Origin of the sequence: Streptomyces sp. NPDC059003, assembly GCF_042740445.1 — a bacterium.
Classification (GTDB): domain Bacteria; phylum Actinomycetota; class Actinomycetes; order Streptomycetales; family Streptomycetaceae; genus Streptomyces.
The window spans coordinates 1-16,693 of sequence record NZ_JBHYJH010000186.1 but is presented as its reverse complement, the minus strand read 5'-3'; the positions used below and the strand labels follow the sequence as shown (position 1 = coordinate 16,693).

Sequence of the window (16,693 nt, the reverse complement as noted above, 5' to 3'; positions counted from 1 at the left end):
CACGGCCGAGGCCGCCGCCCGCGCCCGGCGCTCCAAGGTCCTCGCCCGCCGCCGGCGCACGACGGTGCTGCTGTTCCTCGGGTTCACGCTCGGCGCGATCGTCGCCGCGGTCGGCGGCGTCCCCTTCCTGTGGGCGCCCGCCGTGCCCGCGGCGCTCCTGAGCGCGTACATCGTCTACCTGCGCCGCCAGGAGCGGCGGCGCTTCACGTACACGATGGACCGGCGCAGGGCCGAGGCCGCCGCGCGGCGGCTGCGCGAGCGCAAGGCGCACCGGCACGAGCAGAGCACCGAGCCCGCCGCGGAGGAGCCCGTCCCGGAGGGCGACCCCGGCCTCTCGGCGCTCGCCGCCGACCGGCGCGCCCTCGTCGAGCAGACCGATCACGCCGAGTGGGTCGACCAGCAGCGCGAGCGGCGCCACGGCCCCGGCCGCGGCGACAGCTGGGACCCGGTCCCGGTGCCCCTGCCGACGTACGTGACCGCCCCGGTCGCCCCGCGCGCCCCCGGCAGCGTGGACCTGGGCGCGCCCGACACGTGGAGCTCCGCCCGGTCGAGCACCGCCGAACCGGCCGCCGGATCCCGCGCCGCCCGCGAGGCGGCGCAGCAGGAGCGCCCCGACCGCTCTGACCGTTCCGAGCGTCCTGAGGGCGGCGAGGGCGACGGCGTCGACGACGGGCGCAGCGACGCCCGCCGGGCGGCCTCCGCGCGCCGGTCGCGGGAGCGCGGCCGCACCCCGCTGTTCGACCAGTACGACCAGTACGAGGCCGGGGCGGACGGCCGCCCGCGCGCCGCGAACGAGTGAGCCGCGGCCGCCGGGCGCGCCCTCGTGAGGTTCCGTCGGCCGCCTCGGCTGACCAGCGAGGAACGGATTTCCGAGCACCCCGATGGGGATGCTAGAGTTTCACTCGTTGCAAGGGCCTGTGGCGCAGTCCGGTAGCGCACCTCGTTCGCATCGAGGGGGCCAGGGGTTCAAATCCCCTCAGGTCCACTGCACATGAAGATCCCGCCCGATCGTTTCGATCGGGCGGGATCTTTGCGTTGGCGGCAGGAGCCGCGGGGGGGCGCGGGGCGGGGCCGGCCTGGGGGCCGGCCCGGGGCGCGGTGGGTCAGGCGTCGAGGACGGCCAGGGTGAGCCGCTGGAGGCGGGCCTGGTCGGCGATGACTTCGTACGCCGTGACGCGGCCGGACTCGACCGTGAGCGTGAGGGCGAGGAGCAGGCGGCCGCGCGGGGCGACGACGATGCCGGGGGCGCCGTCGACGAGGGCCAGGGCCGCGACGCGGGCGTTGCGGGACAGGACCACCGTCTCGCGGGCCACCGCGTCGGCGCCGTGGATCTCCGTCGGGGCGCCCGCGGGGACGGCCGCGACGTCGGCGCGGCGCACGACGTCGGGGGCGAGGACCGCGAGCAGGGCGTCGAGGTCGCCGCCGCGGGCCGCCGCGAGGAAGGCCTCGACGACGTGGCGGTGCCGGTCGAGCTCCGCGTCCGGCAGCGCCGGGGTGCCCCGCACCTTGCTGCGGGCGCGGCTCGCCAGCTTCTTCGTGGCGACCGTGGAGCGCTCCACGACGGGGGCGATCCGGTCGAAGGGCACCGCGAACGAGTCGTGCAGGACGAAGGCGACGCGCTCGGCGGGGCCCAGCGTGTCGAGGACCACGAGCAGGGCGCGGCCCACCGACTCGACCAGGACCGCCTCCTCCTCCGGGGTGTGCGCGGCGGCGCCCCCGATGTGGTCGGGGACCTGGCCGCCGACGAACTCCTCGCGCCGTGACGTACGCGTACGCAGCATGTCGAGGCAGACGCGGGAGACGACCGTGGTCAGCCAGCCCGGCAGGTTGTCGATCTCCGCGGCGTCGTCGTCGGCGTCCGTGCGGCTGAGGCGCAGCCAGGTCTCCTGGACCGCGTCCTCCGCCTCGGCCAGGGAGCCGAGCATGCGGTACGCGACCGCGCGCAGCCGCGTCCGCTGGGCCTCGAAGCGGTCCGCGAGCCCCGTCTGCTTCTCCATCGGTCACCTTTCCTCTGCGCGCTCCGTCAGCTCCTCGACGTACCCAACCACGGGGGATGTGACAGGAGTGATCAAGATGATCGACAACGAGCGGACCACGGATGTTCCGACGCTGCTGCACCTGGACTCCAGCGCCGACGGGGCCGGGATCACCCGCCGGCTCGGTGCGCTGTACGCGGAGGGCTGGCGGGCGCGGCACGGGGACGCCGGATACCGGTACCGGGACCTGGCCGCCGAGCCGGTGCCCCTCGTCGGGCAGGCCTACGTGCGGCTCGGGACGCGGGTGGAGCGGCAGGGCGTCATCCCCATGGAGAAGGTGGCCGCGCAGACGGAGAGCGCCGAGGAGGAGCGGGAGTGGGCGGCGACGCTGCCCCTGATCGAGGAGCTGCGGGCCGCCGACACCCTTCTGGTCGGCGCCCCCATGTACAACTTCTCGGTCACCACCGCGCTGAAGGCCTGGATCGACCGGGTGACCTTCCCGGGCGCGTACCTCGACCCGGACAGCGGGCGGAGCCTCCTCGCGGGGACGCGGGTCATGGTGGCCGCCGCGTGCGGCGGGGGCTACGGGCCCGGCACGCCCCGCGAGGGCTGCGACTTCCACCTGCCCTACCTGCGGGCGTACTTCACCAACCTCGGCGTCGCACAGGAGAACCTGCACGTCGTGCGGGCCGAGCTGACGAGGGCCGGGGACATCCCGGCGCTCGCCCCGTACCAGGAGATCGGGGCGCGCTCGCGGGAGGCGGCCTGGGAGGCGATCACCGGGCTGACGCGGGGGATCAGCGGCTGAGGCGGCGGGTGCGCGGGCCGCTGGACCGGCGGCGCTCCACATGTGTGATGTGGTGCGATCGATACATTTGATGCATGTGGTGCAGCCTGCCGTGGTCCGCGAGGACCGCCCTCGTCGTCGGCGGCACCGCCCTGGCCGCGGCGCTCACCGGCGGCTGCGCCGACCACGACGGGCTGCACGTCGAGGGGCCCGCGCTCAAGCCGTCCCGGATCAGCGGGCCCGTGTACGTCGCCGACGCGCTCGCCCAGCCCCTCCAGCGGCCCACCGTCATCGGGATCACCGACGACGTCGCGATGTCGTCGCTGCGCTGGAAGGACTGGGGCGGGCCCACCGCGCGGGCCACCGGGAAGCTCAGCGGCACCTGGTGCCTGCCCGGCTGCGCCCGGGAGCCGTACGACGCGACGCTCACGCTCAGCGGGGCCGAGCGCGACGACGCGGCCGCGTACTACCGGCGGGCCACCGTCGAGCCGAGCAGGCCGGAGGCGCTGCCGCCCGCCGCGGTGAACGTGCAGTTCCAGGGGATCCGCCTGATGGTGCCGGAGTTCTGAGCGCGCCATGGGACTGCGGACGAAGATCGGCCTCGCCATCGCGGGCACCGCGGCCGTGGTGTCCGTCGTGATCGGCCTGCTCGTGCACCACCGCACCGTCGACGCCCAGTACGCCGGGGCCCGCAGCCAGGCGGGGGACCGGCTGCGGACCGCCGTGCAGGACCACGCGGCCGGGATCGACGGCGACCGCACCCTGATCGACCCGCCCGACCTGCCGAAGCCCCTTGCCGACGCGGTGCGCGCCGGCAAGTGGGGCGTCTATCTGGACCGGAGCGGGAGGCTGCCGCAGCTGTGGGCCGCCAGCCGGTACCGCGACGAGATCGTCGCCCTGAAGCGGCCCTACCAGCGCGAGACCGAGACCGTGCGGGACCTCGACCGCATCCTGTGGGCCTCCGGCGCCACCGGCACGGCGCTCGCCGTCGTCGCCGGGCTGCTCGTCGCCACCCGGCTCGGGCGGCGGCTCACCGCGTCCGCGGGCACCGCCCAGCGCATCGCCGACGGCGACCTCACCGCGCGGCTCCCGCTGCGCGGCAACGACGAGATCACCAAGCTCACGTCGGCCGTGAACACCATGGCCGACGCGCTCGCCGGGCGCCTGCGGGCCGAGCGGGAGGTCACCGCCAACATCGCGCACGAGCTGCGGACGCCCGTCGCCGGGATGGTCACGGCCGCGGGCCTGCTGCCGCCCGGGCGCCCCTCCGAGCTGGTGCAGGGGTCGGCCCGGCGGCTGCAGGAGCTCGTCGACGACGTCATCGAGGTGGCGCGGCTCGACACGGCGAGCGAGGAGGTGCGGGCCGAGGTCTGTGAGCTCGGGGCGCTGGTGCGCCGGGTCGTCGCCAAGGTGGGGGCGACCGAGGCCGCCGCCGCGGAAGGGGTGACCGTCCGGGTCGTGCGGGACGCGCGCGTGGAGACCGATCCGCGGCGGGTCGAGCGCGTCCTCGCCAACCTCGTCACCAACGCCCTGCGGCACGGCCGCGCGCCGGTCGTCGTGGCGGTCGACGGGGCCGTGGTGTCCGTACGGGACAGCGGGGACGGGTTTCCGGCGGGGCTCCTTTCGTCCGGGCCGCAGCGGTTTCGCACCGGGGCGCGGGAGACGGGGCTCGGGCTCGGGCTCACGATTGCCACGGGGCAGGCGAAGGTCCTTGGGGCGACGCTGCGGTTCAGTAACGACGGGGGAGCGGTGGCTTCGCTGGACCTCGGCGCGACCGCGCCCCGTAGGGGCGCGGGGAACTGCGCGACCAGCCACGACGCACCCGCGGAAGAGGAACCGCGCGCTTAGCTCAGGGGCTTCGCGTAGCAGCGGCTCAAAGGGAAGTCGCGGTAGTAGCCGAAGCGGGCGCACGGCGTGTACGCGCTCGACGTGTAGAGCGCGATGGCCTCGGGCTGCTTCGCGCCGGTCTCCAGGACCATGCGGGTGCGCCCCGCCGCGCGGGCGTCCTCCTCCAGGAGGGCCAGGACGCGGCGGGCGAGGCCGAGCCCGCGGGCCTCCGGCACGACGTACATGCGCTTGATCTCGGCGTCGCCGTCCGCGTAGCCCTCGCCGTTCTCGTCCATCGCGCGCCAGCCGCCCGTCGCCACCGGTGCGTCCGTGGCGTCGTACGCGATCAGGTACAGGCCGTGCGGCGGCCGGAACATCGACGCGTCGAGGTACGTGGCGTCGCCGTCGTCCCCGTAGCGCTCGGCGTACTCCGCCTGTACGCGGTCGTTGAGCTTGACGGCGTCGGGGTGGTCGAAGGCGACCGGACGTATGTTCATGCTGTGAATCGTATCCTTATGCGGGCGCTTCGGTGGGTGGCTCCAGTGTGCCGGGTGGCCGTGACCGTGCCGGTAGGGTGCCTGGATGCTCACTGTGACCAGCGTGAATGTGAACGGGCTTCGGGCCGCCGCCAAGAAGGGCTTCGTGGAGTGGCTCGCCGGGACCGCCGCGGACGTGCTGTGCCTCCAGGAGGTGCGGGCGGAGCCCGAGCAGCTGCCGCAGGAGGTGCGTGCCCCGGAGGGGTGGCACGTCACGCACGCGCCGGCCGCCGCCAAGGGCCGCGCCGGTGTCTCGCTGTACACGCGGCGCGAGCCGGAGCGGGTGCAGGTCGGCTTCGGGTCCGAGGAGTTCGACGCGAGCGGGCGCTACGTAGAGGCGGATCTGCCCGGTGTCACGGTCGCGAGCCTGTACCTGCCCTCCGGGGAGGTCGGCACCGAGCGGCAGGACGAGAAGATCCGGTTCATGGGTGAGTTCCTGGCGTACCTGAAGGAGCTCAAGGCCCGGGCCGCCGCCGACGGGCGCGAGGTCCTCGTGTGCGGCGACTGGAACATCGCGCACCAGGAGGCCGACCTCAAGAACTGGAAGGGCAACAAGAAGAACTCCGGGTTCCTGCCCGAGGAGCGCGCCTGGCTGACCGAGGTCTTCGAGGAGTACGGCGACGTCCTGCGCGCCCTGCACCCGGACGTCGAGGGGCCCTACTCGTGGTGGTCCTACCGGGGCCGCGCCTTCGACAACGACACGGGGTGGCGCATCGACTACCACGTCGCGACGCCCAGGCTCGTGGAGCGCGCGGTCAAGGGGTACGTGGAGCGGGCCGCGTCGCACGCGGAGCGCTGGTCGGACCACGCGCCGGTGACGGTCGTCTACGAGTAGGCCCTCCGGGCGAACCCTCGGTGAAAAGTCCGGCGGGGGACTGTCCCGCCTCCGTACGACATGGCAGATTGCGTCGCGTTCATGACGAGCGCGCCAACTGCCGGTCGTGCAAGGGGGCTTCATGTCAGCTGGTCTGTCCAGACGTGGGTTGCTGATCGGCGCGGCGGGGGCCGCGGTGGCTGCCGCGGGGGCGGTGCCCGCCGTCGCCGCGACCGGTGCCCCCGGGGATGACGTCCCCGTCGGTACACCCCCCGTCCTCCTCACCGAGCAGGCCACCAAGCGCCTCCTCGTCCTGGACCCGCGCCGCCGGGTGTGGGACCCGGCCGCCGACCCGTCGGTGGTGCGGTGGCAGTTCTCGCCCGTCGGCGACCCGCGCTACGCGGACCTCGACCCCGCCGCGAGCTGGGTCTACCCCTGCGAGGCGAAGGCGCGGCGGCACCGGGGGCGGACCCTGGTCCTGACGACGGCGTCGTTCGGGTTCGTGGCCGCCGTGGAGCATCCGTCGGGCCGCCGCTACTGGGGCGCGGCCATCGGGCCCGGCGACGACCTGTTCAACCCGCACAGCGCCGAGCTCCTGCCCGACGGCAACATCGCGGTCGCGTGCAGCACCGGCGCCCTGGTCCGGCTCTACGCCGCCTCGTGCGGCCCGGACGCCACGCGGTACGCGGAGGCGCCGCTGAAGGGCGCGCACGGACTGCACTGGGACCGGGCACGCCGCGTCCTGTGGGCGCTCGGCGACGACGAGTTGGTGACGTACGAGGTCGGCGGGGAGCCCGCGCGGCCCACGCTGACGCGGACCTCCGCCGTCGCCCTGCCGGTGGCCGTGCCGGGCAGGACGGCGGGCGGGCACGACCTGTTCCCGGTGGCGGGGCGGCCGGGGCGGCAGGGGCGGCTGTGGGTGACGACCAACGCGGGCGTCTTCCAGTACGAGCCGCGGACGGGCGCGTTCGTCCGCGACTACCCCGGGCACGAGCTGATCGACCGGGCCAAGGTGAAGGCCGTCGGGAACGATCCGCGCACCGGCCAGGTGCTCAGCACCGTGCCGGAGGGCGGCCTCGAGGAGACCTGGTGGACCACCAAGGTCGACGTCCACCGGCCGGCCGGTGGCTATCGCTTGGTCAAGGGAGGTATATACAAGGCTCGTTGGTGGCTGCCTGTCTGACCGTCCGGCGGCCGAGGAACCGTTCACGGGGGTTGTGATGTCCAGATCCGTACGCATATCCGTGTCCGCGGCGGTCGCGGTGGCCGCCGCCGCGCTGACCCTGGCGCCCCAGGGGGCCACGGCGAACACCGGCGTCGCGCCTGCCGCACCGGCCGCGCCCGCCGCACTCGCCGCCGAGACCCCGCCCGTCATCGTCACCCAGCAGCAGGCCCTGCTCGTCCTCGACCCCGCCAAGCCGGTGTGGGACTTCAAGCGCGACCCGGCCGCCGTGAAGTGGGCCTTCGACCCGCGCACGGTCTCCGGGTACGAGGACCTGGACCCGGCCAAGAACTGGTCCAAGGGCCCGAACGAGGCCAAGGTCTACAAGCTGGGCGGCAAGACGTACGTCGCCACGGTGACCGGCAAGGGCTTCGCGGCGGTGGTGGAGTACCCGTCGAAGAAGCCGTACTGGAAGACCAGCAAGCTGATCACGCCCGACGAGCCGTACGCGTACAACCCGCACGGCATCGAGCTCCTGCCGACGGGCGAGGTGGCGGTCGCCAACTCCGGCCACACGGCGAGCGGTGAGGCGCGCAGCGACCGGAACGTCTGTCTCTTCCCCACCGGGAACGCGACGGCCTCCAGCTGCGTCAAGCTGCTCGCCGCGCACGGCGTGCAGTGGGACGCGGGCCGCAAGCGCCTGTGGGCCCTGGGCGGCGACCAGCTGAAGGCGTACAGCATCGACCGAGGCATCCCCGGTCAGCCGAAGCTGAAGGAGGACACGGCGCTCAGCACCAAGGTGCCGTGGGGCGCGGGTCACGACCTCGGCTTCGTGCCCGGCACCGACCGGCTGTGGGTGGCGACGGGGACGCCCGTGTTCCAGTACGACATCGGCGCCAAGCGGTGGTACGGGGACACGAGCAAGGGCGCGCAGGCGGAGTACCCGGGCTGGCAGCAGGTCAGCGTCCGGGGCACCAAGTCCGTGTCCACCGACCCGGACACCGGGCAGGTGATCACCACCGTCGCGGAGAACGACGAGCAGACCACGCACACCGCGCTGCGGCACTTCCCCGAGGCCAGGAACGAGCTGTTCTGGGACGGGAACAAGTCGTACTTCTACAAGGCGCGGTGGTTCCGCCCGGTCACGATCGGCTGAGCCGGAGGGCTCCGCCAGGACTTAAGGCCGGCTGAGCCGTCGGTCCAGGGCCAGGGAGAGTTCCGCCTCCACCACGGCCTTGGCGAGCGGGCGGAGGTCGGCCAGGGTCAGCTCCGCCCGCTCGGACGCGTGGTCGCGCGTGAACGTGATGAACAACTCCGCGAGCGCGTCCGCGTGTTCGCGCACGAGCTTGCCCGCCGCCATGACGTCGGCGAGCGGGACGCCCTTGCGGACCAGGGCCGCCGAGGCGTCGAGGAGGCGGTGGCTGATGTGCACGATCTCGTCGCCGTCGGTGCCCAGATAGCCGAGGTCGAGCGCGGCGGCCAGGTTCTCCGGGGTGACCTGGCCCGCGAACCGGTCCGCCAGCTCCTCCGGGGTGAGGCGGACCGGGGTCTCCTCCGACGGGCCGTCGATGCCGAGGAGTTCGGCGACGTCGCGGCCGTTCTCGAAGGCCTCGGCGAGCTCGGCGATGCCCTGGAGCGTGTGGCCGCGCTCCAGGAGGGCGGCGATGGTGCGCAGGCGCGCCAGGTGGTGGTCGTCGTACCAGGCGATGCGGCCCTCGCGGCGCGGGGGCGGGATGAGGCCGCGCTCGCGGTAGAAGCGCACCGTGCGGACGGTGATCCCGGCCTCCTTGGCCAGCTCCTCCATGCGGTACTCGCGTATCCCGGCCTTGTCCGCCATGCCGCCCGCCACGTCGCCCGCCATGCCGCCCGCCACGTCGTCCGTCCCGTTGCCTGCCCCGTCGTCTGCCACGGGGGCAGCCTATGCCGGGGCGCCGCCGCCGTACCGGTGTCGTACTGCCGGTAACTTTCGCCGCCGGACCCCTACCCATGAGTACGCGGCTGTTCTACGCTCCCAATTGCGCCAGTAGTTACTGGCAGAGTCAGCGCAGTCAGTCGTACCTCGGGAGGCGTCGGCATGGCCGGGAGTGAACACGTACGGGTGGCGGTGGTCGGGTCCGGGTTCGGCGGCATCGGGGCCGCGGTCCGGCTGCGCAGGGAGGGCATCACCGACTTCGTCGTCCTGGAGCGGGCCGGCGCGGTGGGCGGCACCTGGCGGGACAACAGCTACCCGGGCTGCGCCTGCGACGTGCCGTCGCACCTGTACTCGTTCTCGTTCGCGCCCAACCCCGACTGGCCGCGCACCTTCTCGGGCCAGGAGCACATCTGGGACTACCTGGAGCGGGTCGTCGACACCTTCCGGATTCGCCCGCACATCCGCCTCGACACCGAGGTCCTGACGATGCGCTGGGACGCCGACCGGCTCCTGTGGGAGCTGGAGACGAGCACCGGCGCCCTCACCGCCGACGTCGTCGTCTCCGCCACCGGACCGCTCTCCGACCCGAAGACGCCGGACATCCCCGGGCTCGCGGACTTCCCCGGCAAGGTCTTCCACTCCGCCCGCTGGGACCACGACTACGACCTGCGCGGCAAGCGCGTCGCGGTGATCGGCACCGGCGCGTCCGCCATCCAGATCGTGCCGGAGATCCAGCGGGACGTGCGGCGGCTCACGCTGTTCCAGCGGACGCCGCCGTGGGTCCTGCCGCGCGCGGACCGGGAGATCACCGGCGTGGAGCGCTGGCTGCACCGGCAGCTGCCGTTCACGACGTACGCGCGCCGCGGCCTCCTCTGGGGCATCCGCGAGCTGCAGGTGCACGCGTTCACCAAGCGGCCGAACGAGCTCGGCCCGATCGAGGGCATCGCCAAGCGGAACATGGCGCGCGCCATCAAGGACCCGGCCCTGCGCGCCAAGCTGACCCCGACGTACCGCATCGGCTGCAAGCGCATCCTGCTGTCCAACACCTACTATCCGACGCTCGCGAAGCCGCACGTCGACGTCGTCGCGAGCGGCCTCGCCGAGGTGCGCGGGTCCACCCTCGTGGCCGCCGACGGCACCGAGGCCGAGGCCGACGCGATCATCTTCGGCACCGGCTTCCACGTCACGGACATGCCGATCGCCGAGCGCGTCGTGGGCGACGACGGCCGGACCCTCATGGAGAGCTGGAAGGACGGCATGAAGGCGCTGCGCGGCGCGACCGCCGCGGGCTTCCCGAACTTCCTCACCGTCATAGGCCCGAACACCGGCCTCGGCAACTCCTCGATGATCCTCATGATCGAGTCCCAGCTGAACTATCTCGCCGACTACATGCGGCAGTTGGACGTGCTCGGCGGCCGCGCCGCGCTCGCCGCCCGGCCGTCCGCCGTAGGCGCGTGGAACCGCCGGGTGCAGGAGCGCATGAAGCGCACGGTGTGGAACACCGGCGGCTGCACCAGCTGGTACCTGGACGAGAACGGCGTCAACACGACGGTCTGGCCCGGTACGACGACGGAGTTCCGCGCGGCCACGCGGCACGTCGACCTGAACGAGTACGAGGTCCTGCGCGTGCCCGCGAAGAAGGCCGCCGGGCGCGCGGCGAAGGTCGAGGTGACCGCGTGAGGGGCCGCCGCGGGTTCGGCGGGCCCTTCGCGCCGCCCGCCGCCGCGCGCGAGCTGACGGCCGTCTCCGCGGACGGCGCCCGTCTGCACGTCGAGGCGCACGGCCCCGACGGCGCGCCCGCCGTCGTGCTGTTGCACGGCTGGACCTGCTCGACGGCGTTCTGGGCGGCGCAGATCCGGGCCCTCGCGGGCACGCACCGCGTCATCGCGTACGACCAGCGCGGCCACGGCCGCAGCGACGCGCCCGTGGAAGGCGCCGGGTACAGCACCCGGGCGCTCGCCGACGACCTGGAGGCGGTGCTCGCCACGGCGCTCGCGCCCGGTGAACGCGCGGTGCTCGCCGGGCACTCCATGGGCGGCATGACCCTCATGGCGGCGGCCGCGCGGCCCGGTGTGCGCGAGCACGCGGCGGCGGTCCTGCTGTGCAGCACGGGCAGTTCGCGGCTCGTCGCCGAGTCCACGGTGGTGCCGCTGCGGGCGGGCGCGCTGCGCACCCGTCTCACCCGGCGGGTCCTGGGTGCGCGGGCCCCCATGGGGCCGGTGACGCCGCTGGCCCGGCGCATGCTCAAGTACGCCACGATGGGCCCCGGTTCGGCGCCCGACCGGGTCGACGTGTGCGCGCGGATCGTGCACGCCTGCCCGCGCGTGGTGCGCTACCGCTGGGCGCACGTCCTCGACGAGCTGCACCTGGACGCGGGGGTACGGGACCTGACGGCGCCGACCGCGGTGATCACGGGCTCGGCGGACCGGCTGACCCCGCCCGTGCACGCGCGGCGCATCGCCGATGCCCTGCCCCGCTGCGTCGGCCTGACCGAACTGACGGGGGTCGGGCACATGACACCGGTGGAGGCGCCGGAAGCGGTGACCCGGGGGATCGAGGAACTGGTCAGTACGTACGTGAAGGTGAGGGAGGGCGCATGAGCAGGGTGAGCCTGGAGGGACAGGTCGCCGTCGTCACGGGGGCCGCGCGGGGAGTCGGCGAGCTCCTCGCCCGCAAGCTGTCGGCGCGCGGCGCGCGGGTCGCCCTCGTCGGCCTCGAACCGGAGGAGCTGAAGCAGGTCAGCTCCCGGCTGCACACCGAGAGCGACCACTGGTACGCCGACGTCACCGACCACGAGGCGATGGCGCGGGTCGCCGGTGAGGTCAAGGAGCGGTTCGGGAAGGTCGACATCGTCGTCGCCAACGCGGGCGTGGCCAGCGGCGGTCCCTTCATGGAGTCCGACCCCGTCGCGTGGCGGCGGGTCATCGAGGTCAACCTGATCGGCAGCGCCGTGACGGCACGGGCGTTCCTGCCGGTGCTCGCGGAGAGCCGCGGCTATCTGCTCCAGATCGCCTCGCTCGCCGCGATCACGCCCGCGCCGATGATGACCGCGTACTGCGCGTCCAAGTCGGGCGTGGAGGCGTACGCGCACGCGCTGCGGGCCGAAGTCGGCTACAAGGGCGTCCGGGTGGGCGTCGGCTATCTGTCCTGGACCGACACCGACATGGTGCGCGGGGCCGACCAGGACGACGTCATGCGGGAGCTGCGGCAGCGGCTGCCGTGGCCGTCCAACAAGACGTATCCCCTCGGCCCGGCCGTGGACCGCCTCGTCGCCGGCATCGAGCGGCGCGCCGCCCATGTGTACGGGCAGTGGTGGCTCCGCGGCATGCAGGGCCTTCGGCCGTATCTGCCGGGGATCATCGCGACCGTCGGCCAACGCGAGATGCGCCGCCTCGAGCCGCGGCTCGGCGACATCTCGACGGGCCTGGTAGGCGCGGGCGGCTCCGCCGACGAGACCCTGCGAGGGGCGGCAACCGTCTCGCCCCCACCCACCCACCCGTAACTCTCGTCCCCGGCGCACCCTCAGCGGTCACCCGACGCGCGGAGCCCGCAGCCCGGCTGCGCATGGGGTGGGCGGGCGGGGTAGACCCCGCCGCGAAGCGGCGGGCCGGAGGCGCATCGAGCCCGGGTGCGGGCCGGTGGGGGGTTTCCGCCGCTACCGCGGCGGTTTGTTTCCCACCCGCCCGCCCGTTTCCGGTCGGACGGCCGGTGGGCGCCCCTCGCGGGGGTTGTTCGCCATCGGCGGGTGCGGCAGGGCGTGAGCTGGGGCCCGCCCCGGAGGGTGGGCCCCAGCTCACGTGCCGTTCAGGAACAGCGCCCAGCGATCAGGCGTCGTAGTCGCGGTTGAACCGGTCCTCAGCCTCCCGCTGCGCGTCGTCCAGGGACTCCTGGGCCTTCTCGCGGCTCTGGGCGGAGCGCTCGCTCGCCTCGTCCTTGCCGCCGCGCACGGCGTCCTGCGCCTTCTCGGCGATGTCCTTCGCCTTGTCCTGGAACTGGTCCTTGATGCCCATGAAGGTTCACTCCTGATGTGGGTGAGGGGATCGGGCCTCGACCAGGCTCACACACCGGCACAGACACCGCATTTCGATCAGTGACGCTCCGCTCACGCCCGCGGCGGCAGTGGCGGCCGCCGCCGGTCCGGCACGTCCTCGTACCCCGGTGGCGTCGCCGCCGGATGCTTTTCGAGCAGGTCGAGAGCGACCCGCACCGCGTCGTCGAGCTGCGCGTGCCGCCCCTCCGCCCAGTCCAGGGGCGTGCGCAGGACGGCGATGTCGGGCTCGACCCCGTGGTTCTCCACGGACCAGCCGTACGCGTCGAACCACCCCGCGTTCATCGGCACGGTGATGACGGTGCCGTCGCCGAGCGTGTGCCGCCCGGTCATGCCGACGACCCCGCCCCACGTGCGCTGCCCCACCACGGGCCCGAGCCCGAGCAGTTTGAACACGGCCGTGATCATGTCGCCGTCGGAGGACGTCGCCTCGTCGGCCAGGGCCACCACCGGGCCCCGGGGCGCGTTGGACGCGTACGACACGGGCTCGGCGTCGCGCGTCAGGTCCCACCCCAGGATCTTCCGCGTCAGCTTCTCCACGACGAGCTCGCTGATGTGGCCGCCCGCGTTGCCGCGCACGTCCACGATCAGCGCGGGCCGCGCCACTTCGAGGCGCAGGTCCCGGTTGAACTGGGCCCAGCCGGACCCGCCCATGTCGGGGATGTGCAGATAGCCGCACGCGCCGCCGCTCAGGCCGCGTACGACGTCACGGCGTTTGGCGACCCAGTCCTGGTAGCGCAGCGGCCGTTCGTTGACGAGCGGCACGATCGCCACCCGCCTGGACCGGCCCTCGCCCTCCGCGGCCTTGAAGGTCAGCTCGACCGTCGTGCCCCCGGCCGCCGCGAGCAGCGGGTAGGGGCCCGTCACCGGGTCGACCGGCCGCCCGTCGACGTGCGTGAGGACCGCGCCCTGACGGATGCCCGAACCGGCGAGCGGCGAGCGGGCCTTGGAGTCGGAGGACTCGCCGGGCAGGATGCGCTTCACCACCCAGCCCTCGTCGCGGCGCACGAGGTTGGCGCCGAGGAGCCCCATCGGCCGCTGGTAGTGCGGCGGCCCCTCACTGCGCCGCGCCGGGGTCACGTACGCGTGCGAGGTGCCGAGCTCGCCGAGGACCTCCCGCAGCAGGTCGGCGAACTCGTCGGGGGACGCGACGCGTTCGACGAGCGGCCGGTACTGGTCGAGGACGGCGTCCCAGTCGATGCCGCACATGCCCGGGTCCCAGAAGTAGGCGCGGATGAGCCGGCCCGCCTCGTCGTAGGCCTGCCGCCACTCGGCGGCCGGGTCGACGTCGTGCAGGATGCGGCGCAGGTCGATCCACACGGTGGTGTCGCCGTCGCCGGACTCGGTGGACGGCACGGCCCGCAGGTCGCCCTCGTCGACCACGACGAGCCGGGTGCCGTCGCCGCTGACCGCGAACCAGTCGAGGTGGTCGACGAGTTCGGACTTCTTGGCCTTGGCGATGTTGAAGTACTCGAGGGTGGGCCGGCCCGACGTGTCGGCCGGGTTCGCGAAGGTCTCGCCGAGCGCGCCGGAGATGGGCCAGCGCAGCCAGACCAGGCCGCCGCCGCTGACCGGGTACAGGGCGGAGTACTTGGACGCCGACACGGGGAACGGCGTGACCCGGCTCTCCAGGCCCTCTGCCTCCACGGTCACCTGCCCGTCGCCGGAGTCGGCGGCGGTGTCGTCGGCCTCCGGGTCGAGCCCGCCCGCCGCGGGCCGCCCGTCGGGCAGGAGCGCGAACGGCGAGGGCGTCGCGGACGACAGCGGTACGAGGTGGGGGCGGCAGCCGAGCGGGAAGGACAGGTCGCCGGTGTGCACGTCGTAGACGGGGTCGAAGCCGCGCCAGGACAGGAACGCGAGATAGCGGCCGTCCCGCGTGAACACCGGGTTCTCGTCCTCGAAGCGGCCGTTGGTGACGTCGATGACGGTGCGCGCCCCCGGGCCCTCGATCCGGGCCAGCTTGATCTTCCGCAGGGAGCGGCCGACGCCCGGGTGCGACCAGGCGAGCCACGCGCCGTCGGGCGAGAAGGCGAGGTCCCGCACGGGCCCGTTGCCGGACCGGACCAGCTCGGTCACCTCGCCGTCGGAGTCCTCCGTCGCGTCGACCAGGAGCAGCCGTCCGTCGTGCGAGGCGATGGCGAGGCGCTCGCCGTCCGGGTCGGACACGAGCTCCTGCACCCGGCCGAGCTGCCCGCCCGCCAGCCTGCGCGGCTCGCGGTCGCCGCTGGCCCGCGGCAGATAGGCGATCTCGATCGCGTCCTCGCCGTCGGCGTCGGTGACGTACGCGACCTGGCCGCCGCTGCCGAGCATCTCCGGGAGCCGGACGCGTACGCCCGGTGTGTCGACGATGGTGCGGGCCGGGCCGTCGCGGTGGGTGAGCCAGTACAGGCTGCCGCGTACGACGACGGCGCTCGCGCGGCCCGTGGTGTCCACGGACAGCGCGTCGACGTGGTGGGCGGCCGGCACCTGGTACGTGCGCCGCCCCGCGCGCGGGCCGCCGATGCTCACCGGCAGGCGGCGCGGCACCGAGTCCGCGGCCAGGTCGTCGACCAGCCAGATCTCGCCCGCGCACTGGTAGACGACGCGGGTGCCGTCGCTGGCCGCGTGCCGGGCGTAGCAGGCGTCGTGGTCGGTGTGCCGGCGCAGGTCCTTGCCGTCGGGCAGGCACGAGTACAGGTTGCCGACGCCCTCGTGGTCGGAGAGGAACGCGATGCGCCCGGACACGAACATGGGGGAGTCCAGGTGTCCCTCGACGTCTTCGAGGATGCGCTCCCCGTGCAGCCACAGGCGGCCCGTCGCGCCGCCGCGGTAGCGCTTCCAGGCGGCGGGCTCGTGCGGTGGCTTGCCGGTGAGGAGCAGGGTCTTGCGGTCGCCGTCCACGTCGACGACCGCGATGTCGTGGACCGGGCCCCAGGGCAGTTTGCCGCCGGGCGAGCCGTCGGTGGGCACGCTGTACGCCCAGCAGAAGTGCGCGAAGGGCTGGCCGTGCGAGGACACGGCGAGGATCTGGCCGTCCGGGGTCCAGCCGCATACGCGGGTGTCGGTGGAGCCCCAGTACGTCAGGCGTCGCGCGGGGCCGCCGTTCACCGGTGCGAGGTGGATCTCCGGGTCGAGGCTGCGCCAGCTCGTGTACGCGATGTGGTGGCCGTCGGGGGAGAAGCGGGGGTGGCCGAGCTTGGTGCGGTCGGCGGTGACCCGCCAGGCTCGGCCCGCCGGGGTCCCCTCCGGGGAGAGGGGGGCCACCCAGAGGTCGTCCTCGGCCACGAAGCAGAGTCGGTCACCGCTGAGGTGCGGGTAACGCAGGTACGCCAGGTCGTCCACCTTCCCCATGCTTTTCCCTGCCCGAGCCCCCAGCAACTTTTCCCCCACCCACCCGCCCTTCCCTGGAGCTACCGCCCCAGCCCCCGCACACGGCTGGGGCTGCGCCCCTCTCCCCCCATCGCCGCTCCGCGCCTCGCCCTCAAGCGCCGGGCAGGCTGATATCCCCACCCGCCCGCCCTTCTCCGGTGCTGCCGCCCCGGACCCCGCCACATCGGCCGCCTCGCACCGCCGCGCCGACTCGCGCTGCGCGCTCGCTTTTTTCCCCGCCCACCCGCCCTTCTCGCATGGGGCTTCGCCCCTTTCCCCCTTT

14 protein-coding genes, 1 tRNA gene and 1 pseudogene are annotated in these 16,693 nt (G+C 73.9%); 11 read left to right on the top strand and 5 right to left on the bottom strand.

All coding sequences use genetic code 11. The features are described from left to right. Together ACFWZ5_RS38670 and ACFWZ5_RS38665 are read left to right on the top strand one after the other, a co-directional pair. Positions 1–799, top strand: a pseudogene (locus ACFWZ5_RS38670) (hypothetical protein); the annotation flags it as partial. A gap of 112 nt (positions 800–911) precedes the next feature. Further along, positions 912–985, top strand: a tRNA-Ala gene (locus ACFWZ5_RS38665). 118 nt (positions 986–1,103) lie between these two features. On the opposite strand, the gene ACFWZ5_RS38660 is transcribed toward ACFWZ5_RS38665, so the two are convergent. Further along, positions 1,104–1,997 (bottom strand): sigma-70 family RNA polymerase sigma factor, encoded by an 894-nt coding sequence (locus ACFWZ5_RS38660; protein ID WP_384803332.1) that lies wholly within the window; start codon positions 1,995–1,997, stop codon positions 1,104–1,106. A gap of 76 nt (positions 1,998–2,073) precedes the next feature. On the opposite strand from ACFWZ5_RS38660, the gene ACFWZ5_RS38655 reads away from it, so the two are divergent. The 3 genes from ACFWZ5_RS38655 to ACFWZ5_RS38645 all read left to right on the top strand — a co-directional run bounded on the left by ACFWZ5_RS38655 (position 2,074) and on the right by ACFWZ5_RS38645 (position 4,611). Further along, positions 2,074–2,784, top strand: a complete 711-nt coding sequence (locus ACFWZ5_RS38655; RefSeq protein ID WP_384803335.1) for an FMN-dependent NADH-azoreductase — start codon at positions 2,074–2,076, stop codon at positions 2,782–2,784. Between the two features lie 74 nt (positions 2,785–2,858). Then, on the top strand, positions 2,859–3,332 hold the full coding sequence (locus tag ACFWZ5_RS38650; RefSeq protein ID WP_384803338.1) for a hypothetical protein: 474 nt from the start codon (positions 2,859–2,861) through the stop codon (positions 3,330–3,332). A 7-nt stretch (positions 3,333–3,339) separates the two neighbouring features. Then, positions 3,340–4,611, top strand: coding sequence for an ATP-binding protein (locus ACFWZ5_RS38645; protein ID WP_384803341.1), 1,272 nt, complete (start codon positions 3,340–3,342; stop codon positions 4,609–4,611). Here the strand turns inward: ACFWZ5_RS38645 and ACFWZ5_RS38640 are convergent. Then, on the bottom strand, positions 4,608–5,087 hold the full coding sequence (locus tag ACFWZ5_RS38640) for a GNAT family N-acetyltransferase (RefSeq protein WP_384803345.1): 480 nt from the start codon (positions 5,085–5,087) through the stop codon (positions 4,608–4,610). The two genes, ACFWZ5_RS38645 and ACFWZ5_RS38640, sit on opposite strands and share 4 nt — an antisense overlap. A gap of 85 nt (positions 5,088–5,172) precedes the next feature. Between ACFWZ5_RS38640 and ACFWZ5_RS38635 the strand changes: the two genes are divergently transcribed. From ACFWZ5_RS38635 to ACFWZ5_RS38625, 3 genes are all read left to right on the top strand, one after another. After that, positions 5,173–5,961 (top strand): exodeoxyribonuclease III, encoded by a 789-nt coding sequence (locus tag ACFWZ5_RS38635; RefSeq protein ID WP_384803348.1) that lies wholly within the window; start codon positions 5,173–5,175, stop codon positions 5,959–5,961. A gap of 121 nt (positions 5,962–6,082) precedes the next feature. Continuing rightward, a complete protein-coding gene (locus ACFWZ5_RS38630; RefSeq protein WP_384803351.1) occupies positions 6,083–7,123 on the top strand; it encodes a DUF6528 family protein in 1,041 nt (346 codons plus the stop codon). Between the two features lie 37 nt (positions 7,124–7,160). Continuing rightward, positions 7,161–8,258: a DUF6528 family protein gene (locus tag ACFWZ5_RS38625; RefSeq protein ID WP_384803354.1), complete on the top strand. Its 1,098-nt coding sequence runs from the start codon at positions 7,161–7,163 to the stop codon at positions 8,256–8,258. Between the two features lie 21 nt (positions 8,259–8,279). Here ACFWZ5_RS38625 and ACFWZ5_RS38620 read toward each other — a convergent pair whose 3' ends face one another. Next, positions 8,280–8,939 carry a MerR family transcriptional regulator gene (locus ACFWZ5_RS38620; RefSeq protein WP_384803366.1) on the bottom strand — a complete coding sequence of 220 codons (660 nt, stop codon included), beginning with the start codon at positions 8,937–8,939 and terminating at the stop codon, positions 8,280–8,282. Positions 8,940–9,176: 237 nt separating this feature from the next. On the opposite strand from ACFWZ5_RS38620, the gene ACFWZ5_RS38615 reads away from it, so the two are divergent. From ACFWZ5_RS38615 to ACFWZ5_RS38605, 3 genes are read left to right on the top strand one after another with little or no spacing between them, the layout of a single operon-like run. Continuing rightward, a complete protein-coding gene (locus tag ACFWZ5_RS38615) occupies positions 9,177–10,694 on the top strand; it encodes a flavin-containing monooxygenase (RefSeq protein ID WP_384803357.1) in 1,518 nt (505 codons plus the stop codon). Next, a complete protein-coding gene (locus tag ACFWZ5_RS38610; RefSeq protein ID WP_384803360.1) occupies positions 10,691–11,614 on the top strand; it encodes an alpha/beta fold hydrolase in 924 nt (307 codons plus the stop codon). Before ACFWZ5_RS38615 ends, ACFWZ5_RS38610 begins: the two co-directional genes overlap by 4 nt. Further along, on the top strand, positions 11,611–12,516 hold the full coding sequence (locus tag ACFWZ5_RS38605) for an SDR family oxidoreductase (protein ID WP_384803363.1): 906 nt from the start codon (positions 11,611–11,613) through the stop codon (positions 12,514–12,516). Before ACFWZ5_RS38610 ends, ACFWZ5_RS38605 begins: the two co-directional genes overlap by 4 nt. Positions 12,517–12,838: 322 nt before the next feature. Here ACFWZ5_RS38605 and ACFWZ5_RS38600 read toward each other — a convergent pair whose 3' ends face one another. Together ACFWZ5_RS38600 and ACFWZ5_RS38595 are read right to left on the bottom strand one after the other, a co-directional pair. Further along, positions 12,839–13,024 (bottom strand): hypothetical protein, encoded by a 186-nt coding sequence (locus ACFWZ5_RS38600; RefSeq protein ID WP_384806461.1) that lies wholly within the window; start codon positions 13,022–13,024, stop codon positions 12,839–12,841. Between the two features lie 92 nt (positions 13,025–13,116). Next, positions 13,117–16,392 (bottom strand): S41 family peptidase, encoded by a 3,276-nt coding sequence (locus tag ACFWZ5_RS38595; RefSeq protein WP_384806463.1) that lies wholly within the window; start codon positions 16,390–16,392, stop codon positions 13,117–13,119. Positions 16,393–16,693 lie beyond the last annotated feature (301 nt).